Raw genomic sequence first — 19435 nt, 5'->3', positions numbered from 1 at the left:
CTCCCCTCACTCGGGTCGGTTTCGATGACGACCCGACCGTAGAGAGGTTCAGACCAGCGCGGGAGCGCTGTGCCGGCCACACCGTGGCCGGTAGCCAAAGAGCACTGTCCACGCTGGTCAGCGATTTGGCTTCCGGCCGCGGTGGCCAACGGCGTCACCCGGTCAGGCGACGACGCGGACGAAGAAGAACACCGCGCGATGGCCGGGCAGCAGCAGCCTGCCCTTGCCGTCGACCATCTTCCAGTACACCTGGCAGTGGCCGGGCTCGTCGGGAGCGCGGACCTCCACCGACACCCGCACCGACTCGCCCGGCATCGTTCTCGGGATGGGCACCCGGTGCGGGGTGCGGCAGTCGTCACCGTCACCGAACGAGCCCTCGCGGCGCAGGTAACGGCCGATCCACGGGACCGTCCCGGTGTTGCGGAACTCCCAGGTCTTGACGAACCGGGTGCCGGTGGGGATCTCGGTGCCGTCGGGCACGGTGATGTCGCCGCCGAACTCGGAGGCGTCGCCCGCGATGAGCGGCGGGGGCACGGCGGCGCGGGGATCCTCGGTGCCGCCCTCGGGGCGCAGCGCCTCGATCCCGGCGATCGTGCCCGCGGCGAGCAACGCGGTGGCGACCACGGCCGCGGCCACCGGGGCACGGCGCCAGGCACGCCGCCGCGCACGGCCGGCGGACTCGGCTGGTGTGCCGGTTACGCCGGGCTCGCCGGGTTCCGGAGCCGCGGCGGTGGGCGTGGGCGAGGGTGTTCCGGCCTGCGCGCGGGCCTGCTCCCACGCCGCGCGCCAGCGGGCGCGGACCTCGTCCTCCGGTTCCCCCAGCAGCCCGACCTCGAGGACGCGGACGAACTCCCACGTCGTGTCCCACGACGGCAGGCGGCGTCCCCGCGCGGCCGCCGAGAGCGCGGACTTGGACGCGAGCGCGCCGTACTCGCCGCGCATCCGGTCGTAGGACGGGTCACCCGCCCTGCGCTTGAGGTCCCACAACCGGTGCGCGAAGGCCGCGGCCGGACCGGCGGCCGCGTCGGGACAGCCCGCGGTCCTGCCCCGGCGTGCCGGAGTGTCGATCATGACCACCGAGGGTATGGCGCACCCCGGCCAGGCAGGGCCGCTTCGGGTGAGGTTCGCCCGCTAGGGGAGCACGCCGACTGCGCCCCGCGCGACCTGCGCCCAGGTGAGCCGCCCGAAGAGGTAGTGACACGCGACCTGCTCGTTGGTGAAGCGCGCCCAGTCGTAGCGGTTGCCCTGCTCCCGCCAGAACACCTCCCACGCGACCTCGCCGTCGCCGGTGGGCTCGTCACCGCGCAGCAGGCACCAGGTGTTGTCGGCCTCGCCGCCGATGGAGACCACCTCGGGCGGCACGCCGACGGCCTCGAGCCAGCGCATGATCGACTCCGTGTTCACGACTTCTCCTCGAACGTGACGTCCGCCAGGTAGCCGAGCGTCACCAGCTCGGCCGCCGAGTACACCGACCGGTACCGCACCCCACCGCCCGGCTGGGCGAACCAGCCCGCCGACACGGTCCGCCACATCGGCAGCTCCCGCAGCACCCGGTATCGCCGGTATCCGGCCTCCAGGTGGGCGGGCGGCAGCGACCGGTGCGCGAACGGCGTGCCCTCGGGCGCGAAGACGCGGCCCAGCGCCGTGCCGAACCGGTCGAGCAGGATGCCCTCGGCGAGCACTACCGGCTCGCCTTCCTCGCAGCCGCCCTCCGGGTACTGCTCGCCCGGTGGCCAGGCGTACTCGGGCCGCTCGCCATCGTGCACGAGGTAGCGCTGGTCCCAGTCGCGCTCGTGCAGCTCGCCCAGCGGGTCGTAGCCGTCGGTGAGCGCGGCGGGCGGGCAGGGCAGCACCGCGGCGGGCGGGGGCGCGGGCTGGCGGCGTCCCGCCCGCAGCGCGGCCAGCGCGTCGTCCGGGTCGATCAGCCCGGACTCGGGGTGGTCGTGCGGCGGGAACCGCAGCCACGGCACGCAGTGCTCGTCGCCGGTGGGCACCGGCAGCTGCCGCGCGGGACGGTCGGACGCCACCGGCAGATGCCCGATCGGGAACATGTGCACCAGAAACAGTGCGACGACGCTCTGCCGCTCCTGCCGGGGCGCGCCGACCGGCACCGGCGGCGCGGGTGCCTGCGGCCGCACCGGCTCAGCCGCCGGTGGCCTGCCCTGCGGCGGGTGGGGCTGGTACGGCTCGGCGCCGGGACCCCAGCGCTGCGGCGGCGCCATCGGCCCGTGGCGGGGCGGCTGGCCCGCGACGCCGGGCGGCGGCGCGTGCGGAGGTGGTGGTGCCGGTGCGGCGCCGGGTGGCGGCGCACCGTAGGGCACGCCCGGCGGGCCGAACTGCTGACCGCCGAACGGCTGGCCGCCGTAGGGCTGCGGGCCGAACTGCTGGCCCGCGAACTGACCGGGGGGCGGCACCGGGGGTGGCGCGGCACCGGGCGGAGGCGCCACGGGTGGCGCCGCGTAGCCCGCGAGGTGGGTCTGGCCCGGCGTGGGTGGTCCGGCCTGCCCGGAAGGCCCCGCGGCCGGGGGCATCGGGAAGCCGCTGGGCGGGGTCGGCGCATCGGCGAACCCGACGGGCGCGGGTGCGCCGAAGCCGGTGCCGCGCGGCGGCGTCGGCGCGTCCGGCACGACGATCGGCCCGGTACCGGCGTCGGTGCCACCGGGCCGGGGTGGCTCCGCGGGCCCGCGCGCGTGGCCGGGAGCGGGCTCGGCAGCCGGGGGCGGCTCGGCGGGAACCGGGCGTTCCGCGGGCACCAGGCCGGACGGCCGGGCCTCGGTGAGCAGGTCGTGGCCGTCCTCGGCGAGCTCCGCGCCCTGCTCGACGGTGGGCCCCACCGTCGACAGCGCGCCGTCGACGACGCTGGCAGGCAGGCCGGTGGCAGCGCTGAGCAGGCCGGTCTGCCCGTCGGCGGTGTGGGCGCCCGGCTGGGCCTCGACCACCGCGCCGACCGTCTCCACCGGCGCACCGGCCGCGGGACCGACGGCGTCGGCCAGCCCTCCGGACACGGCTCCCAGGTTCGCCGCGGTGCCCGCGAGCACCGTGTCCAGGCCGGCGAGCGCGGCCGGGTGGCCCGCGTCCGCCGCGGCGGAGGCGGCGTCGGCGTTCTTGGCGGCGGCCACGAGCTGGCGCACCATCTCGACCTTGGCGGCGCCGACCTGGTCGGCCGCGTGCTCCAGCCGGTCGGCGGCCGCGCCCGCGTCGCGCGCGGCCACGGTGAGCGTGCCGCTGTCGGGCTCGACGTAGCCGGACCATGTGCGGCTCGCGGCCTCGGCGACCTGCCCGGACAGCGCGCCGAGCGCCTTGCCCGCCACCGCGTCCGCGTCTCCGGCCAGCGCCGCGAGGTCCTGCTCGGCCTGCCGCCAGGCGCCGGCCTGCTCACGCATCGCGTCCTCGTCGGCCTGCGGCCAGCTCACCCCGGTCCGCGCGGCGATGTCGGCCAGCTCGGCGGGAAGCTCGATGCCCATGCGTGCCGCCTACCCGGCGCCGGTCACGTCGTCGGCCGCGCTGTCGTCGGCGGTCTGGTAGGCCCCCGCGGCCGCGGAGAAGCTCGCGCCGACCTCGGCGAGGCCGCCCGCCAGTCCGCCCAGCCGGTCGAGCGCGTCGTTCGCGGGGCCGGTGTGCGCGGCGGCGAAGCTCCGGCCCACGGCGTCCCCGCCCCACGGGGCCGCCCCGGCCACGACGTCGCGCAGCCGGGCGGTGATGCGGCTCGCCCGCTCGGCGAGACCGTCGAACTCGGCGGCGTGCGTACCGAGCCGCTCGGCATCGACCTCGAAGCCCTCGCCCGCCGCGCTCATCGCGACCTCGGCCAGTCGGCCTCGTCCAGCCAGCTCTGGTCCTCGAAGCTCTCGTCCTCGTCGTCGGGATCGCCGGAGGGCGGCGCGATCTCCTCGGCGGCCAGGTCGGCCGTGCCGAGCAGCAGGGCCTGCGGATCCGTGCCCGACGGCAGCGCGGGGGCCAGCACCTCACCCGCACCGGCGAGGGCCTTCACGGTGGCGGCGCCCGCCACCTTCACGATCTGCGCGGCCAGCTCGCCCGGCCGGTACCGCTCGTAGGCGGCGTCGGCGATCACCAGCCCGGTGAGCACCCCGCGACCGCCGACCGTGGCGGTCACCAGTCCGTCGTCGCTGCTCGCGGACTCACTGATGGACGCGAGGTTCCGCTGCACCGAGGCCAGCTGCTCTCTGCTGCGCTGGTAGTCGGCGAGCAACTCCTCCACCTGCGCGCGATGGTCGGTCACGGCCCCTCCCCGACGTCCGAAGGTCTGTGTGTACAGCAGTCGGCAGCGGTTTCGACGCAGCACGGGGCCGCCTGGTTCCGGTCGCGGCCGAATCGTTGCCCGTTCGGGCGACGGCCGCGTGCGCCGATCAGCCGGCGAGTGCCTTCACCACCCGCGACGGGCTGGGCCTGCCGAGCTTGCCCGCCATCCACACGCTCGTCTCCACGAGCGCGTCCAGGTCGGCGCCGTGCTCGATGCCGAGGCCGTCGAGCAGCCACACCAGGTCCTCGGTGGCGAGGTTGCCGGTCGCCGACTCGGCATACGGGCAGCCCCCGAGCCCGCCGGCAGAGGAATCCACAGTGGACACACCATGGCGGAGCGCGGCGAACGTGTTGGCCAGCGCCTGACCGTAGGTGTCGTGGAAGTGCACGGCCAGCGCGTCCACGGCCACCCCGGCCTCGCTGAACGCGCCCACCAGGCGGTCCACCTGGCCGGGCGTGGCCACGCCGATGGTGTCGCCGAGCGAGAGCTGCGAGCAGCCGAGGTCGAGCAGTCGCGTGCCCACGCGCACGACCTGCTCGGCGGGCACGGCACCCTCCCACGGGTCGCCGAAGCACATCGACAGGTAGCCGCGCACGTCGAGCCCCTCGGCCCTGGCCCTGGTGACCACCGGCTCGAACATGGCGAACTGGTCGTCGACGGTCGAGTTGAGGTTGCGCTTGGCGAAGGTCTCGGTCGCGCTCGCGAACACGGCGATATGCCGCACCCCGGCAGCCAGTGCCCGGTCGAGCCCGCGCTCGTTGGGCACGAGCACCGGGTAGCGCACGCCGGGACGCTGCTCGAGCCGCGCGAGCAGCTCCTCGGCGTCGGCCAGCTGCGGCACCCACTTCGGGTGCACGAAGCTCGTGGCCTCCAGCGTGGTGAGCCCGGCGCCGGCCAGCCGGTCGAGGAACTCGGCCTTCACCTCGACGGGCACGACGGCGCTCTCGTTCTGCAGCCCGTCCCTCGGACCGACCTCCCAGATCGTGACCCGTCGCGGCAGCCCGTCGACGGAGGGCACCCGCTCGGGAAGGCCCAGTTCACGCGCGCCCATGCCTTAGCGTCCCCTTCCCTGCGTGCTCGGCGGCGGCTCCTGCCCGCCGTGCGGCAGCTGCTCGGTCGGATCCGGCTCGGCGTAGCCGTAGTCGTCGTACGGGTTGTCGTTGACCTGCCGGTAGATCATCGTGTGCACACGCTCCACGCTGGGGATGTCGTCGAAGGTCAGCGGCTCGTCCGAGGCCGACTCGATGATGAGCGTCCCGCAGCCGAACACGCGGTCGAGCAGGCCGTGCTCGAAGCGCACGCTGTTGATCCTCGCCATGGGGATGTCGATGCCGGTGCGCTTGAGCACGCCTTCCCGCGCGATCACCCGGTCGGTCGTCACGATGAAGTGCGTGGTGCGCCAGCGCACGAACGGCACCAGGAACAGCCACACGACGAGCAGCAGTCCCACGGCTCCGATGGCGATCAGCGCCACCAGGTCCCACGGCGGGTCCACGTCGCCGGCGAGCACCGCCAGCCAGCCACCGCCCGCGAGCACCACCAGCAGCACGACGATCGGCACGACCAGCATCTTGAAGTGCGGATGCTTGTGGGTGACGACGCGCTCGCCGTCGCTGAGCAGATCGTCTGGATACGCCACTTCGAACACTCCCCGGGCTCGTGCCTCGCCGTGTGCGCTCACCGTACCGCGCACCGGGCGGCTTTCACTCCAGGACAGGACGCAGGTGCACCACGTCACCCGCGAAGACGGTGCGCTGCCGCCCGTCGGCGGTGCGCACCACGAGCGCGCCCGCCGGGTCGAGGTCGACGGCCTCGCCCACCAGGTCGCTGCCGCCCGCGACGAAGATCCGCACCTCCTGCCCGAGCGTGGCGCAGTGGGTGCGGTACTCGTCGAGCAGCCCGGCCCTGGCCAGGTCGCCGCCCTCGGCTCGCCAGCGGCGTTCCCGCAGGTCCAGGAAGGTCAGCAGCAGCAGGGCGATCTCGGTGCGGTCGGTGGTGCGCGCGCCGAGTTCGCGCAGCGACACCGGCGGAAGGCCACCGGGACCGGGCGGTGGCACGTCTCTCGCCGAGGTCACGTTGAGCCCCATGCCGAGGATGACGGCCTGCTCCTCGGACGCGGCCGCCTCGGAGAGGATGCCCGCGCACTTGCCGCGCCCGTCGGCGGCGAGGACGTCGTTGGGCCACTTCAGGGCCGTGGCCGCACCCAGCTCTCTGGCCAGATCCACCAGTGCGAGCCCGGCCACCGCCGCCAGCGAGCCCATGCCGGCCAGCGACACCTCGGCGGGCCGCAGCAGCACGCTGCAGTAGATGCCGGTGCCGGGGGGCGAGCTCCACGAGCGGCCGCGCCTGCCCACCCCGGCGGTCTGCTCCTCGGCGATCAGCACGGTCCGGTCGGGGGCGCCGTCGACGAGAGCCGCCCGCAGGTCGGCGTTGGTCGAGCCGGTGCTTTCCACCACGTCGAGGGCGGCGTAGGGCCCGGCAGGCCGGACCAGCTCGGCACGCAGCCGCCCGGCGTCGATCCGCTTCATGGCGCTCACCTTAAGGTGTCGTGCCACGTTGCCTACGCCACATGTGAGGACCCCACACGGTGGCTAAGCTCGGCGTCCATGAGCAGCGCGACGGAGCCGATCGGGACGCCTCCCGAAGACGAGCCGGACATTCACACCACGGCCGGCAAGCTCGCCGACCTGTACCTGCGCTACTCCGAGGCCGTTCACGCAGGTTCGGAAAGAGCCGTCGAGCGGCAGCACGCCAAGGGCAAGAAGACGGCACGCGAGCGGATCGACCTGCTGCTCGACCCCGGCTCCTTCGTGGAGCTCGACGAGCTGGCCCGGCACCGCTCGACCAACTTCGGGCAGGACAAGAACCGCCCGTACGGCGACGGCGTCGTCACCGGCTACGGCACCGTCGACGGCCGCCCGGTGTGCGTGTTCAGCCAGGACGTCACGGTGTTCGGCGGCTCGCTCGGCGAGGTCTACGGCGAGAAGATCGTCAAGGTGATGGACCTGGCCATCAAGACCGGCCGCCCGATCATCGGCATCAACGAGGGCGGCGGGGCGCGCATCCAGGAAGGCGTGGTGTCGCTCGGCCTCTACGGCGAGATCTTCCGGCGCAACACCCAGGCCTCCGGCGTGGTCCCGCAGATCTCGCTGATCATGGGCGCCAACGCGGGCGGGCACGTCTACTCCCCCGCGCTCACCGACTTCGTGGTGATGGTCGACCAGACCTCGCACATGTTCATCACCGGCCCCGACGTGATCAAGACGGTCACCGGCGAGGAGGTCACCTTCGAGGACCTCGGCGGCGGGCGCACGCACAACACCAAGTCGGGCAATGCCCACTACCTCGGCTCGGACGAGGAGGACGCGATCGGCTACGTCAAGGAGCTGCTCGGCTTCCTGCCGCCCAACAACCTGTCCGAGGCGCCGGTGTTCGACGCGCCCGAGCCGGTCGGCGAGTCCATCCCGGACGGTGTCACCGACACCGACCGCGAGCTGGACACGCTGATCCCGGACTCGCCGAACCAGCCCTACGACATGCACGAGGTCATCACCCGCGTCGTGGACGAGGGCGAGTTCCTCGAGGTGCACGAACTGTTCGCGCCGAACGTGATCGTCGGGTTCGGCCGCGTCGACGGGCACAGCGTCGGCATCGTGGCCAACCAGCCGACGCAGTTCGCCGGCTGCCTGGATATCGACGCCTCCGAGAAGGCGGCGCGGTTCGTGCGCACGTGCGACGCGTTCAACGTGCCGGTGCTGACGTTCGTCGACGTGCCGGGCTTTCTGCCGGGCACCGACCAGGAGTGGAACGGCATCATCCGGCGCGGCGCGAAGCTCATCTACGCCTACGCCGAGGCGACCGTGCCGCTGGTCACCGTGATCACGCGCAAGGCCTACGGCGGCGCCTACGACGTGATGGGCTCCAAGCACCTCGGCGCCGACGTCAACGTGGCGTGGCCGACGGCGCAGATCGCGGTGATGGGCGCGCAGGGCGCGGCCAACATCGTGCACCGCAAGACGCTGGCCGGTGCCGCCGAGGGCGGCGAGGACGTCGAGGCGCTGCGCGCGCGGCTGATCCAGGAGTACGAGGACACGCTGTGCAACCCGTATGTGGCCGCAGAGCGCGGCTACGTCGACGGCGTCATCCCGCCCGCGCACACGCGCGGCTACGTGGCGCGGGCGCTGCGGCTGCTGCGGGACAAGCGCGAGACGCTGCCGCCGAAGAAGCACGGCAACATCCCCCTGTGACCGGTGAAGGGCTGGACGTCATGACCGACGAGTCGGGCACCGACGGCGCCGCGGGCTCCCCGCCGCTGCTGCGGGTGCTGCGTGGCAACCCCGACGACGCCGAGCTGGCGGCGCTCACCGCCGTCGTGGCGGGGCTCGCGTCGGCGGAGCGGCCGGAGCCGCCCGCCCCGCCCATCGCGTCGCGGTGGGCCGACCGGGCGGCTCTGCTGCGCGCGCCGCTGCACCCGGGCCCCGGCGCCTGGCGCGCCTCGGCGCTGCCCCGCTGACCCCGTCGCCGTGCTGGCCGCCCGCGTCGGTGTGCTGGCCCGCTGCGCCGCCCTCTAACCTGGGGCCGTGCGTTTCGTCCTCGCTTCCGCCTCCCCTGCCCGGCTGGCCGTGCTCCGCGCGGCGGGCGTCGAACCGAGCGTCGTCGTGTCCGGTGTGGACGAGGACGCCGTTGCGGCGTCGCTGACCGACCCGTCGCCCGACGAGCTGGTGACCGCGCTGGCCCAGGCCAAGGCGCGCGCGGTGGCCGAGACGCTGCACCCGGACACGGTGGTCGTGGGCTGCGACTCGATGCTCGCCATCAACGGTGACGTGGTGGGCAAGCCGGGCACGCCCGAGATCGCCCGCAAACGCTGGGCCGAGATGGCGGGCGGCACCGGCGAGCTGCTCACCGGCCACGCGGTGCTGCGCCTGGAGGACGGGCGGCCACCCCGGCAGGCCAGCGGCACCCAGCGCACGACCGTCCGTTTCGCCACGCCGAGCCAGGACGAGCTGGACGCCTACATCGGCACCGGTGAGCCGCTCGCGGTGGCGGGCGCGTTCACCCTCGACGGCCTCGGCGGCTGGTTCGTGGAGGGCATCGACGGCGACCCGTCCAGCGTCATCGGCATCAGCCTGCCGCTGACCCGCAGGCTGCTCGCCGAGGTCGGCGTCTCGGTCACCGATCTGTGGCGTCCCGGAGTTGTCTAGGAACCGGCACACCAGCACACTCGTCGCATCACTGATGCATGCTGTCACCGGCACGCGAGGAGTGATGCCGACCATGAACGACCTGGCACCTGCCGAGGAAGCGGTGACTCCGGTACCGCCTGAGTTTCCGCCCGTCGTCTACCTGCCGTGCGCCACCCACACGGAGGATCCCGCAGACGCGGTGGTCGAACTCCGCCGGACGAGGGACGGCCGGATGGCCCTGATGGCCTATTCCGCGCTCGACCGGCTCAAATATTGCTGCGGCGAGCAACAGCCATGGATGGTGGTGCCCACGCCGACGCTGCAGCGAATTCAACAGGTCCAGCCATTCGAGCTTGTGCTCCTCGACGTCATCATCCCGCCGGAGCACCGGCATGGAGCGAGCGATGCCTGACGGTCACGGTTTCCGCGCAGATCCGGGCGTCCTCGACGGCATAGTCAGCACGCTCCGAAACGCCGCCGCTCAGCTCGACACGCTCGGCCAGAGCAAGCCCCCGGCACCGGACGCCGGCGACGCGAGTGCGGCGGTCGCTGCCATCCTGGCCAAACTCGCGGACAGTGCGGGCCAGCTTGTGGTGGGCACCGAGGCGGCAGGCGATGCCGTGGCCGACGGCGGCAAGGCATACGCCGAAACGGAAGCGTCGGCCGGTGAGGCTGTCACCTCGTCGGGAGGCCGGTGACCATGCCGGTCGACACGAAGATCGAGGGCAACCCGGAGAGTGTGACCAGGGCCGCGAGCTGGGTGCGCGACTCGCTCGCAAGCCGCGTCACCGACACCGCGAGCCAGATATACAACGCACGAAATCAGGCGGACGCCGGCTGGACAGGCCCCGCAGCCGGCGCGTTCCGGGACCGCATGACGCAGGGCGCTCGCATCACCGACGACTTCGCCGGCACCGCCAGGACCATGGCCCAGAAACTGGACGACCTGGCTGCGGATCTCCGACGAGCAAGATCCGATATGGAACGCATTCGGAGTGAGGCGTCCGCAGCAGGGCTCACTGTGAACGGGGATGTCATCGCCGAGCCGGGTCCGGCTCCAGCAGCTCCGGGAACCCCTCCGACCGGAGACGCCGCGACCCCCGACGCGGTGCAGGCCCACAACGACGCCGTGCAGGCGCAGCAGGAGCACGCGGCCAAGGTGCGTGCGTACAACAAAGCGCAGGGCGAGGCCGAGGGAGTCCGGCGGGCGTGGAAGTCGACCGTGGAGCGGATCACTGAAGAAGCCAACAGCGCGGGCCCGAAGGCGTGGCTCACCGTCGCCGACGTCGCAGGAAACACCATCGCGGCGGCAGCCGGTGCGAAGTACAGCTCGTTCCTGCTGGATGGAGCCAGGCACTACGCCGACGACGCAGCCCGCGCGATGAGCCACGTCCGCGCGTACGGCGACGTGGTTCTCGATCCCAAGAACTTCTACACACAGCTCGACCGTGCGCAGGCCGGCACTCGGGCCTCCGCAGCGCTTGCCGACGACGCCGCGAGGGCCAGCAGCAAGGCCAAGTTGACCGGGCTGCGCCTTGGCGGTGCGCTTGCCGTTGGCGGCGTCGTGTACGACGTCGCCAACGGCAAGCCCGTCGGGCAGGCTGTCGTGTCCAACGGGGCGGGCTTCGCCGCTTCGGTCGGCGCAGGAGCAGTGGTCGGAACTGCCATCGGCGGCCCGGTGGGCACGGCGGTGGGTGCGGTGGTCGGCGCGGGCGTCGGTGTGTTCACCTCGGGCATGGTTGACTCCCTTTACGAGAACGGCATCGGCGCCGTGGGGCAAGCGATTGAGGACGGTGTCGATGCCGTAGCCGACACGGGCGAGGTGATCGTTGACGGCGTCAGTGATGCGGCCGGAGCGGTGGTCGGCGGCGTGAAGGATGCGTGGAATGCAATCTTCTGAAGCCTTGCCTCTCCCGGCGGAATGGCCGGACGGACACAAGACCCGTTACACGATCGCGCTCGCCGTCAACGCCGTCCTGTTCGTCCTCGCCCCGCTCGCGATCGCGTTGGTGCTCCTCTCCCGGGACAACGCCAGGGCGGCGTTCTACAGCGTCGCTGCCGCCGTGCTCGGCTCGCTGATCTGCTGGGTCGGTTACGAGACGAGGCTGCGGCGACGAACCCGCACCGACCCGATCGTGCTGCACGAGTCGGGCGACGGCTCGCGGAGTCTGGAGGTGCCGTACTCCTCGCGGCTCTTCCTCGGGTACGCCGCGCTCACCGGTGCATTCGCGGCCGTGTTCACGGTGGCCGCCTTCCATGCGGCCGCGAGTCCGGACCACACGAACGGCGCCATCGTCTGGGCGGCCGTGGCCGTGCTGTTCGCCTCCCTGCCCGCACTGATGCTGACGGGACGGTTCGCGCTCGGCCGGATCCGGCTCTCCCCGGAAGGCCTCTACCAGCGCGGCTGGACCTTCGAGTCGTTCATCCCCTGGTCCGGCATCAACGGGGTCTTCCCGAGACACACCGACAGCCCGATCGTCGTCGTCGTCGGTGACGAGAACGCTCCCTGGCAGCGCCGCCAGATCACCCGGCTCTGGCGCCAGGACCGCCTGCCGAAGGTGCGGTCGGGCCAGCGCGAGGTGCCGATGATCGTGATCCCCGGCAAGTTCCTGTCCGTGGATCCCGTTCTCCTGTACCACCTGCTGGGCTACTACCTCGAGAACCCGGGCGCGCGGGCCGAACTGGGCACGGAGGCAGGACTGCGCCGGGCACGGGCGGCCGCGTTCGCAGGCTGAGCACCGGACGTCACGGGCAGGTGGTCAGCTCGCTGTCGTCGACCTCGACCTCCGGCCAGTTCCGCAGCGCGCCGGGCGAGCCGTACGTCAGGGTGCAACCCGCCTGGCCGCCACGCAGGTCGAACACCTCCGCCAGCACCGGCGCCTGCTGACATTCCTCGACGGTGTCGGTGCGGCTGCATTCGTGCCGCACCACGATGACCTCCGGAGTGGCGTCGCCGGTGACGTTGCTCAGGGTGATGCTGCCCGCGTCGGAGAAGTACGGCCGCGCGGTGGCCCGCCAGCTGTCCCCGCGCCACACCAGCACCTCGCCGACCATGCCCCCGTCGTGCGGGCCCCGCACCAGGCACACCGGCGTCGCCGTCTCCACGCAGCGCAGCGAGTCGTGGTTGAGGCGCACACCCATCGTGGTGATCGCGGTCTCGGCGATGGTGCCCGAGCCGGGGCCGCCCGCGCGCAGCCTGCCCATGCCCCCGTCGCCGTCGGCGAGCAGCTCCACGGTCATCCCGTTGACACCGGTCTGCGCGAGCACCCGGCACGGTTCGTCACCGCAGCCCGTGTGCGAGGCGGACGTGGCCGTGGCGGGCGCATCCTCCGCGCCCGCGGACAGTCCCGGCTCCGGCCGCAGCACGAGCGCCGTGCCGAGCGCCACCACGGTCACCAGCGCGGCCAACGCGCCCGTCACCAGCACCGGCCGGGGTACCGACGGCGAACCCACGGTCGTCTCCACCTCCCTTCGTAACCCGTCCGAGCGTAAGAGAGACCACGCAACGCGCACGTCTATGTTGGGCCCGTGACCAATCCCAGCCTGCCGCCGGTCGTGTACCTGCCCACCGGCGCCCACTCCGGCACCGACACCGAAGAGACGACCGTCGAGCTGCGGCGCACCGGGGACGGCCGCGTCGCGCTGGTCGCGTTCTCCGCGGTCGACCGGCTCGTCGCGGGCTGCGGCGAGCACCAGCCGTGGATGATGGTGCGCACCGAGCATCTGCCCACGCTGTACGACGCGCAGCCCTACGACGTCATCATGCTCGACGGGGTGATTCCCGAGGAACTGCGGCATCCGGGCGCCGCCGGGGCGTGAGCCTCCTCTCATGTATGGCCCCTCGCGGGTCCGTAGACTCCCCGGAGAGCGGCTAAACAGGGAGGTAAGCGTGCCTGAGCGGGCCAGCATCACGAAGGTCCTCGTCGCCAACCGGGGCGAGATCGCCGTCCGCGTGATCAGAGCTGCCAAGGATGCCGGGCTGGCCAGTGTGGCCGTCTACGCCGATCCCGACCGCGACGCGCCGCACGTGCGCATGGCCGACGAGGCGTTCGCGCTCGGCGGGGCCACCGCGGCCGAGAGCTACCTGGTGTTCGACAAGCTGCTCGACGTCGCGGCCCGTTCCGGTGCCGACGCGGTCCATCCCGGATACGGCTTCCTCTCCGAGAACTCCGACTTCGCCCAGGCGGTGCTGGACGCGGGCCTGACCTGGATCGGGCCGAGCCCGCAGGCCATCCGCGACCTCGGCGACAAGGTCACCGCGCGGCACCTGGCACTCAAGGCGGGCGCCCCGCTGGTCCCGGGCACCAAGGACCCCGTGGAGAACGCCGACGAGATCATCGCCTTCGCCGAGGAGCACGGTCTGCCCGTGGCCATCAAGGCGGCGTTCGGCGGCGGTGGCCGCGGGCTGAAGGTCGCGCGCACCAAGGAGGAGATCCCCGAGCTGTTCGAGTCGGCCACCCGCGAGGCGGTCGCCGCGTTCGGGCGCGGCGAGTGCTTCGTCGAGCGCTACCTCGACCGGCCCCGGCACGTCGAGGCGCAGGTGCTCGCCGACAAGCACGGCAACGTCGTGGTGGTCGGCACGCGCGACTGCTCGCTCCAGCGCAGGCACCAGAAGCTCGTCGAGGAGGCCCCGGCGCCGTTCCTCACCGACGAGCAGCGCGCCACGATCCACTCGTCGGCCAAGGCCATCTGCAAGGAGGCCGGCTACTCCGGCGCGGGCACCGTCGAATACCTCGTCGGCGTCGACGGCACCATCTCGTTCCTCGAGGTCAACACCCGCCTGCAGGTCGAGCACCCGGTGTCGGAGGAGACCACGGGCATCGACCTCGTGCGCGAGCAGTTCCGCATCGCCGAGGGCGGGAAGCTGCCGTTCACCGAGGACCCGCAGCCGCGCGGCCACTCCATCGAGTTCCGCATCAACGGCGAGGACGCCGGGCGCAACTTCCTGCCCGCGCCCGGCACCGTCACCCGGCTCGTCTTCCCCGAGGGGCCCGGCGTGCGCGTGGACTCGGGTGTCGAGACGGGCAGCGTCATCGGCGGCCAGTTCGACTCGATGCTGGCCAAGGTGATCGTCACCGGCGCCGACCGGCAGCAGGCCATCGAACGCAGCCGCAGGGCGCTGGACGAGATGGTCGCCGACGGGCTGGCCACGGTGCTGCCGTTCCACCGCACGATCCTGCGCGACCCCGCGTTCGTCGGTGACGGCACGGGCTTCTCCGTGCACACCCGCTGGATCGAAACCGAGTTCGACAACACCATCGAGCCGTTCGTCGCCCCCACCGAGGCGGCCGAGGAGACCGAACCCCGTCAGAACGTCGTGGTGGAGGTCGGTGGCCGCAGGCTCGAGGTGTCGCTGCCCGGTGACCTGGCCCTCGGCGGCGGCAACGGTGGTGGCGGCGCGGCCAAGGCCAAGCCCCGCAAGCGGGGTGGCGGTTCCAAGGCCGCCGTCAGCGGCGACGCCGTGACCGCGCCCATGCAGGGCACGATCGTCAAGATCGCGGTCGCCGACGGCCAGCAGGTCGAGGCCGGCGAACTGCTCGTGGTGCTGGAGGCCATGAAGATGGAGAACCCGGTCACCGCGCACAAGGCGGGCACGGTCACCGGGCTCGCCGTGGAGCCGGGCTCGGCGGTCAGCCAGGGTGCCGTGCTGCTGGAGGTCAAGGACTGACCGCCGCATCACGGTCGGCCAACGACACTGAAAAAGCCTCAGCCTTCGTGGCTGCGTCCGCGCGGGCGGACCTACCATCGACACGTGGCCGTCGACAGACCGGAGTACCGGCTCAGCGACGCTGAGCGGCAGGAGGCGCTGGACGCGCTGTCCGAACACGTCCGGACCGGGCGGCTGGACCTCGTGGAGTTCGACGAGCGTTCGGCGCAGGTCAGCTCGGCCAAGCTCCGGCGCGACCTGGAGCCGCTGTTCGCCGACCTGCCCGAGCCGAAGCCGGGCATGCTGACCCCGGTCCGCGGCATGCGCCCCGCCACGCCCTACGTGCCCCCTGCCGCGCCCCCTCCCGCGCCCGCGCCCGCGTGGCGGCAGCGGCTGGCGAGCAGCATCGTGCCGATCGCGGCGGTGCTGGCGGTGCTGCTGTTCTTCACCGTCGCCCGCGGGATGATCTTCGTGTTCGCCTTGCCCGCGATCGCCGCGCTGCTCGCGGGCGCCATCGCGGGCAACCGGCACGACCGGCGGCGCCGACGGTTCTAGGATCGGCACGGTGGAACCGGTCGAGATCAACGCGGGCACCTACTACCTGCGCCAGTTGCGCGCCGACGACCGGCTGGACGACCGTCCCGCGCTGGTCGAGGCCTTCACCGACCCGACGCACGTCCGCTTCGTGCCCGGCTACCTCGTGGACACGCCGGCGGCGGCGTCCGGCTACATCGCCCGCCGCGCGGGCGAGTGGGCCCGCGGCGAACGCTGCTCGTGGGCCGTCGCCCACCCGGTCACGGGGGCACTGCTCGGCGAGGTCGGGCTGAAGAAGCTCGATTTCGACGCGGGCACCGCCGAGACGGCCGTCTGGGTCCATCCCGCCGCGCGCGGGCAGGGCGTCGCCACCACCGCGGTGGGCGCGGCGCTGCGCTTCGGCTTCGACGCGCTGGGCCTGCGCACCATCGACTACCTGCACGAACCGGACAACCACGCCTCGGCAGGCGTGGCCAAACGGTGTGGCTTCACGTTCGCGGGCCCGGTTCCGGAGACCGGCGACGTCCGCTGGACGCGCGGCGCGGACGATCCGGCGTGAGCCACTTCCTGCACCGGCTGCTGCGGGTGCTGGCCGACGGCGGCGCGGCGACCGCGTTCACCGGACCCTCCGGCCGCACCACCTACGCCGAGGCGCGGGCGTTGCTGCTCCGGCTGCACCACAAGCTCGCCGGCGTCGGCACGGGCGACACGGTGGCGGTGCTCGGCAGCAACCGCCCTGAGACGCTCCTGGCCCAGCTCGCCGCACACCTGCGCGGGGCGAGCGTCCTGCTGGTGCCCGCCTCGGCGAACGCCGCCGACCGTGCAGCGGTACTGCGCGCGGCGGGGGTCACCGCGCTGGTCGTGGAACCGGGCCAGGCCGCGCCGCCCGGGCCGCACCGGATGCTCCCCCTCGCGCCGTCCGCTCCGGGCGCCGAGGACGAGACCACCGTGGACGTGCCGCCCTCGGTGCACACGGTGTTCGGCTCCGGCGGCACCACGGGCCCGCCGAAGCTGATCAGCCACCGCGGCATCTACGAGGGCATGGCGCACATCTTCCAGCCGGACGCCGACGGCCCGTGGCGGGTGCTCGTCGTGGCGCCGCTGTCGCATCTCACCGGCAACTGCGCGGCGCTCGGAGCCCTGCTGCGTGGCGACACCGTGGTCCTGCACGACGGCTTCGACGCGGCCACGGTGCTGCATGCCATCGCCACGGAACGCGTGACCCACCTGTCGCTGACGCCACCGAGGCTCGCCGCGCTGCTCGACCACCCCGCGCTGCCGGACACCGACCTGAGCAGCCTGCGCAGCGTGTCGCTCGGCGCGAGCCCGCTGCCGGAGCGCAGGCTGCGCCAGGCGCTGGAGGTGTTCGGACCCGCCGTCGGGCAGGGCTACGGGCTCACGGAGGCGCCGATGGTCGCGAGCATCACGGCCGCCGAGTACGAGGGGCACCCGGGGCGGCTCGGCTCGGTGGGACGGATCGTGCCCGGCATGCAGGCCCGCGTCGAGGGCGGGCACGACGGCGACGGGGACGGTGCGTCCTGCGGCGAGGTGCTGGTGCGCGGGCTGGCGCTCATGGAGGGCTACCACCGGCAGCCGGACCGGACCGCCGCGGCGTTCACCGGCGACGGCTGGCTGCGCACCGGTGACCTCGGCCGCTTCGACGCCGACGGCTACCTGTACCTGCTGGGCAGGGCCGACGACGTGGTCGTCACCGGCGAGCACGGGACGAAGGTGCACTGCGCGGCCGTCGAGGACGCGCTGGCGGGCCATCCGCTGGTGCGCCAGGCCGCCGTGTTCGGCGCGGAGGGCGACGACGGCGCGCTGCTGCACGCGGTGGTCGCCGCGGAACCGGGGCTGACCGCCGCCGCCGTGCGTGACCACGTCCGCGCCACCCTCGGTGGCGAGCACTTCGTGCCCGCGCACGTGCGGCTGACCACCGCCGACCTGCCGCTCACGGCCGTCGGCAAGGTGGACACGACCGCCCTGCGGGCCGGGTTCAGCCCACCGGCTCGGTGAGCCGCGCCCTGGCCTCGGGCGCGGCCGAGCGCCGGGCGTCGGCGGCCTCGTCGCTGGGCTGGGTCTGCGAGTCGCGCTCGGCCTCCACCCTCGCCCGGTACACCGAGACCTCCTGCGCGGTCTGCTCGGCCGACCAGCCGAGCACCTCGCCCATCAGCTCGGCGACCTGCTCGGCGCAGTCCACCCCCCGATGCGGGTACTCGATCGAGATGCGGGTGCGCCGGGCCAGCACGTCCTCCAGATGGAGCGCGCCCTCGCAGCGGGCCGCGTAGGCGGCCTCCACCCGCAGGTAGTCGGGTGCGTGCTCGATGGGCCGCAGCAGCTCGGGCCTGCCGTCGGCCAGGGCCAGCACCTCGCCGACCAGCGAGCCGTAGCGGTCGAGCAGGTGCCGCACACGGTACGGGTGCAGCCCGTATGCCGAGGCCAGCTGGTCGGCCTGGTTGACGAGCGCGTGGTAGCCGTCGGCGCCCACCAGCGGCACCTTGTCCGTGATGGACGACTGCACGCGCGAGGGCAGGTCGACGGACGCGGCGTCGACCGCGTCGGCGGCCATCACCCGGTAGGTGGTGTACTTGCCGCCCGCGATCGCCACCAGTCCCGGCGCGACCCGCGCCACCGCGTGCTCGCGGGACAGCTTCGAGGTCTCCTCGCTCTCCCCCGCCAGCAGCGGGCGCAGCCCCGCGTAGACGCCCTCGATGTCGCTGTGCGTGAGCGGCGTCGCCAGCACCGCGTTGACGTGGTCGAGGATGTAGTCGATGTCGTGTTTGGTGGCCGAGGGGTGCGCCAGGTCGAGGTTCCAGTCGGTGTCGGTGGTGCCGACGATCCAGTGGTTGCGCCACGGGATCACGAACAGCACCGACTTCTCCGTGCGCAGGATCAGCCCGGTCTCGGAGACGATCCGGTCGCGGGGCACCACGATGTGCACGCCCTTGCTGGCGCGCACCCGGAACCGGCCCCTGCTGCCGGAGAGCCGCTGCAGCTCGTCCGTCCACACGCCCGTGCAGTTGATCACGGCACTGGCCTGGACCTCTGTCTCCCTGCCGTCCTCCACGTCGCGGACGCGCACGCCCGAAACGCGGTCGGCCTCGCGCAGGAACTCGACCACCTGGGTGGACGTGCGCACCACGGCGCCGTAGTGGGCCGCCGTTCGCGCCACGGTCATGGTGTGCCGGGCGTCGTCGGCCTGGGCGTCGTAGTAGCGGATGCCGCCGATGAGCGCGTCGCGCTTGAGCGCGGGCACCATGCGCAGCGCGCCGGCCTTGGTCAGGTGCTTCTGCCCCGGTACCGAGCGGGCGCCGCCCATCGTGTCGTACAGCAGCAGGCCCGCCGCGGTGTACGGGCGCTCCCACACCCGGCGGGTGAGCGGGTAGAGGAAGCTCACCGGCTTCACCAGGTGCGGCGCGAGCCGGGTGAGCATCAGCTCCCGCTCCCGTAGCGCCTCCCGGACCAGGCCGAACTCCAGCTGTTCGAGGTAACGCAGCCCGCCGTGGAAGAGCTTGCTCGACCGGCTCGACGTGCCGGAGGCCAGGTCACGGGCCTCCACCAGGGCGACGCGCAGGCCGCGGGTCGCGGCGTCGAGGGCCGTCCCTGCGCCGACGATGCCGCCGCCGATGACCACGAGGTCGAAGCTGTCCTGGCCGAGGCGTTCCCACGACTTCTCGCGGTGCTCGGGGCCCAGGCGCGCCGAGGCCACGCCCGGCAGGTCGCGTTCACGATGCGCGGTCACGTATTCCTCCTCGCCACGGGGTCGGGCGCACGTCTCCAGCATGGCACGTCTCGGCGCGTCCGCATGTCACC

The 19435-nt window shown here is 73.2% G+C and carries 22 protein-coding genes; 12 read left to right on the top strand and 10 right to left on the bottom strand.

Annotation, left to right across the window (positions count from 1 at the left end):
* Window positions 1-162 precede the first annotated feature (162 nt).
* From BAY60_RS09665 to BAY60_RS09630, 8 genes are all read right to left on the bottom strand, one after another.
* Window positions 163-1071 carry an NBR1-Ig-like domain-containing protein gene (locus BAY60_RS09665; protein WP_112280391.1) on the bottom strand — a complete coding sequence of 303 codons (909 nt, stop codon included), beginning with the start codon at window positions 1069-1071 and terminating at the stop codon, window positions 163-165.
* Between the two features lie 60 nt (window positions 1072-1131).
* Window positions 1132-1404, bottom strand: coding sequence for a hypothetical protein (locus BAY60_RS09660; RefSeq protein ID WP_112280390.1), 273 nt, complete (start codon window positions 1402-1404; stop codon window positions 1132-1134).
* A complete protein-coding gene (locus tag BAY60_RS09655; RefSeq protein ID WP_112280389.1) occupies window positions 1401-3464 on the bottom strand; it encodes a glycohydrolase toxin TNT-related protein in 2064 nt (687 codons plus the stop codon). The genes BAY60_RS09660 and BAY60_RS09655 overlap by 4 nt, the downstream gene beginning before the upstream one ends.
* 9 nt (window positions 3465-3473) lie before the next feature.
* On the bottom strand, window positions 3474-3794 hold the full coding sequence (locus tag BAY60_RS09650; RefSeq protein WP_112280388.1) for a hypothetical protein: 321 nt from the start codon (window positions 3792-3794) through the stop codon (window positions 3474-3476).
* Window positions 3791-4237, bottom strand: coding sequence for a YbaB/EbfC family nucleoid-associated protein (locus BAY60_RS09645; protein WP_112280387.1), 447 nt, complete (start codon window positions 4235-4237; stop codon window positions 3791-3793). The genes BAY60_RS09650 and BAY60_RS09645 overlap by 4 nt, the downstream gene beginning before the upstream one ends.
* A gap of 127 nt (window positions 4238-4364) precedes the next feature.
* Window positions 4365-5309, bottom strand: coding sequence for a hydroxymethylglutaryl-CoA lyase (locus BAY60_RS09640; RefSeq protein WP_112280386.1), 945 nt, complete (start codon window positions 5307-5309; stop codon window positions 4365-4367).
* Window positions 5310-5312: 3 nt separating this feature from the next.
* Window positions 5313-5897 carry a PH domain-containing protein gene (locus BAY60_RS09635; RefSeq protein ID WP_112280836.1) on the bottom strand — a complete coding sequence of 195 codons (585 nt, stop codon included), beginning with the start codon at window positions 5895-5897 and terminating at the stop codon, window positions 5313-5315.
* Between the two features lie 64 nt (window positions 5898-5961).
* Complete coding sequence (locus tag BAY60_RS09630; protein ID WP_112280385.1) at window positions 5962-6786, bottom strand: biotin--[acetyl-CoA-carboxylase] ligase; 825 nt, start codon at window positions 6784-6786, stop codon at window positions 5962-5964.
* Between the two features lie 78 nt (window positions 6787-6864).
* Here BAY60_RS09630 and BAY60_RS09625 point away from each other — a divergent pair, with 78 nt between their 5' ends.
* The 7 genes from BAY60_RS09625 (at window position 6865) to BAY60_RS09595 (ending at window position 12176) form a co-directional block, all read left to right on the top strand.
* Window positions 6865-8505, top strand: coding sequence for an acyl-CoA carboxylase subunit beta (locus tag BAY60_RS09625; RefSeq protein WP_112280384.1), 1641 nt, complete (start codon window positions 6865-6867; stop codon window positions 8503-8505).
* A 20-nt stretch (window positions 8506-8525) separates the two neighbouring features.
* Window positions 8526-8771, top strand: coding sequence for an acyl-CoA carboxylase subunit epsilon (locus BAY60_RS09620; RefSeq protein ID WP_112280835.1), 246 nt, complete (start codon window positions 8526-8528; stop codon window positions 8769-8771).
* Window positions 8772-8838: 67 nt separating this feature from the next.
* Window positions 8839-9459 (top strand): Maf family protein, encoded by a 621-nt coding sequence (locus tag BAY60_RS09615; RefSeq protein WP_112280383.1) that lies wholly within the window; start codon window positions 8839-8841, stop codon window positions 9457-9459.
* A 73-nt stretch (window positions 9460-9532) separates the two neighbouring features.
* Window positions 9533-9853 carry an SAV_915 family protein gene (locus BAY60_RS09610; protein WP_112280834.1) on the top strand — a complete coding sequence of 107 codons (321 nt, stop codon included), beginning with the start codon at window positions 9533-9535 and terminating at the stop codon, window positions 9851-9853.
* Window positions 9846-10139 (top strand): hypothetical protein, encoded by a 294-nt coding sequence (locus BAY60_RS09605; RefSeq protein ID WP_112280382.1) that lies wholly within the window; start codon window positions 9846-9848, stop codon window positions 10137-10139. Before BAY60_RS09610 ends, BAY60_RS09605 begins: the two co-directional genes overlap by 8 nt.
* The gene (locus BAY60_RS09600) at window positions 10136-11341 is read left to right on the top strand and encodes a WXG100 family type VII secretion target (protein ID WP_146770991.1); all 1206 of its coding nucleotides are present in this window, start codon (window positions 10136-10138) and stop codon (window positions 11339-11341) included. Before BAY60_RS09605 ends, BAY60_RS09600 begins: the two co-directional genes overlap by 4 nt.
* A gap of 4 nt (window positions 11342-11345) precedes the next feature.
* The gene (locus BAY60_RS09595; RefSeq protein ID WP_112280380.1) at window positions 11346-12176 is read left to right on the top strand and encodes a hypothetical protein; all 831 of its coding nucleotides are present in this window, start codon (window positions 11346-11348) and stop codon (window positions 12174-12176) included.
* Between the two features lie 10 nt (window positions 12177-12186).
* Here BAY60_RS09595 and BAY60_RS09590 read toward each other — a convergent pair whose 3' ends face one another.
* Window positions 12187-12894, bottom strand: coding sequence for a hypothetical protein (locus BAY60_RS09590; protein ID WP_112280833.1), 708 nt, complete (start codon window positions 12892-12894; stop codon window positions 12187-12189).
* A gap of 75 nt (window positions 12895-12969) precedes the next feature.
* Between BAY60_RS09590 and BAY60_RS09585 the strand changes: the two genes are divergently transcribed.
* The 5 genes from BAY60_RS09585 (at window position 12970) to BAY60_RS09565 (ending at window position 17638) form a co-directional block, all read left to right on the top strand.
* On the top strand, window positions 12970-13260 hold the full coding sequence (locus tag BAY60_RS09585; protein ID WP_112280379.1) for an SAV_915 family protein: 291 nt from the start codon (window positions 12970-12972) through the stop codon (window positions 13258-13260).
* Window positions 13261-13330: 70 nt separating this feature from the next.
* A complete protein-coding gene (locus BAY60_RS09580) occupies window positions 13331-15109 on the top strand; it encodes an acetyl/propionyl/methylcrotonyl-CoA carboxylase subunit alpha (protein ID WP_112280378.1) in 1779 nt (592 codons plus the stop codon).
* 84 nt (window positions 15110-15193) lie between these two features.
* The gene (locus BAY60_RS09575; protein ID WP_112280377.1) at window positions 15194-15643 is read left to right on the top strand and encodes a DUF1707 SHOCT-like domain-containing protein; all 450 of its coding nucleotides are present in this window, start codon (window positions 15194-15196) and stop codon (window positions 15641-15643) included.
* 10 nt (window positions 15644-15653) lie between these two features.
* The gene (locus BAY60_RS09570; RefSeq protein ID WP_112280376.1) at window positions 15654-16181 is read left to right on the top strand and encodes a GNAT family N-acetyltransferase; all 528 of its coding nucleotides are present in this window, start codon (window positions 15654-15656) and stop codon (window positions 16179-16181) included.
* Window positions 16178-17638, top strand: coding sequence for a class I adenylate-forming enzyme family protein (locus BAY60_RS09565; RefSeq protein ID WP_112280375.1), 1461 nt, complete (start codon window positions 16178-16180; stop codon window positions 17636-17638). The genes BAY60_RS09570 and BAY60_RS09565 overlap by 4 nt, the downstream gene beginning before the upstream one ends.
* On the opposite strand, the gene BAY60_RS09560 is transcribed toward BAY60_RS09565, so the two are convergent.
* The gene (locus tag BAY60_RS09560; protein ID WP_245992430.1) at window positions 17619-19331 is read right to left on the bottom strand and encodes a glycerol-3-phosphate dehydrogenase/oxidase; all 1713 of its coding nucleotides are present in this window, start codon (window positions 19329-19331) and stop codon (window positions 17619-17621) included. The two genes, BAY60_RS09565 and BAY60_RS09560, sit on opposite strands and share 20 nt — an antisense overlap.
* Window positions 19332-19435: the final 104 nt, after the last annotated feature.

The sequence above is a fragment of the Prauserella muralis genome (assembly GCF_003202285.1).
Taxonomy (GTDB): domain Bacteria; phylum Actinomycetota; class Actinomycetes; order Mycobacteriales; family Pseudonocardiaceae; genus Prauserella_B; species Prauserella_B muralis.
This window is presented reverse-complemented; position numbering and strand designations above follow the sequence as displayed.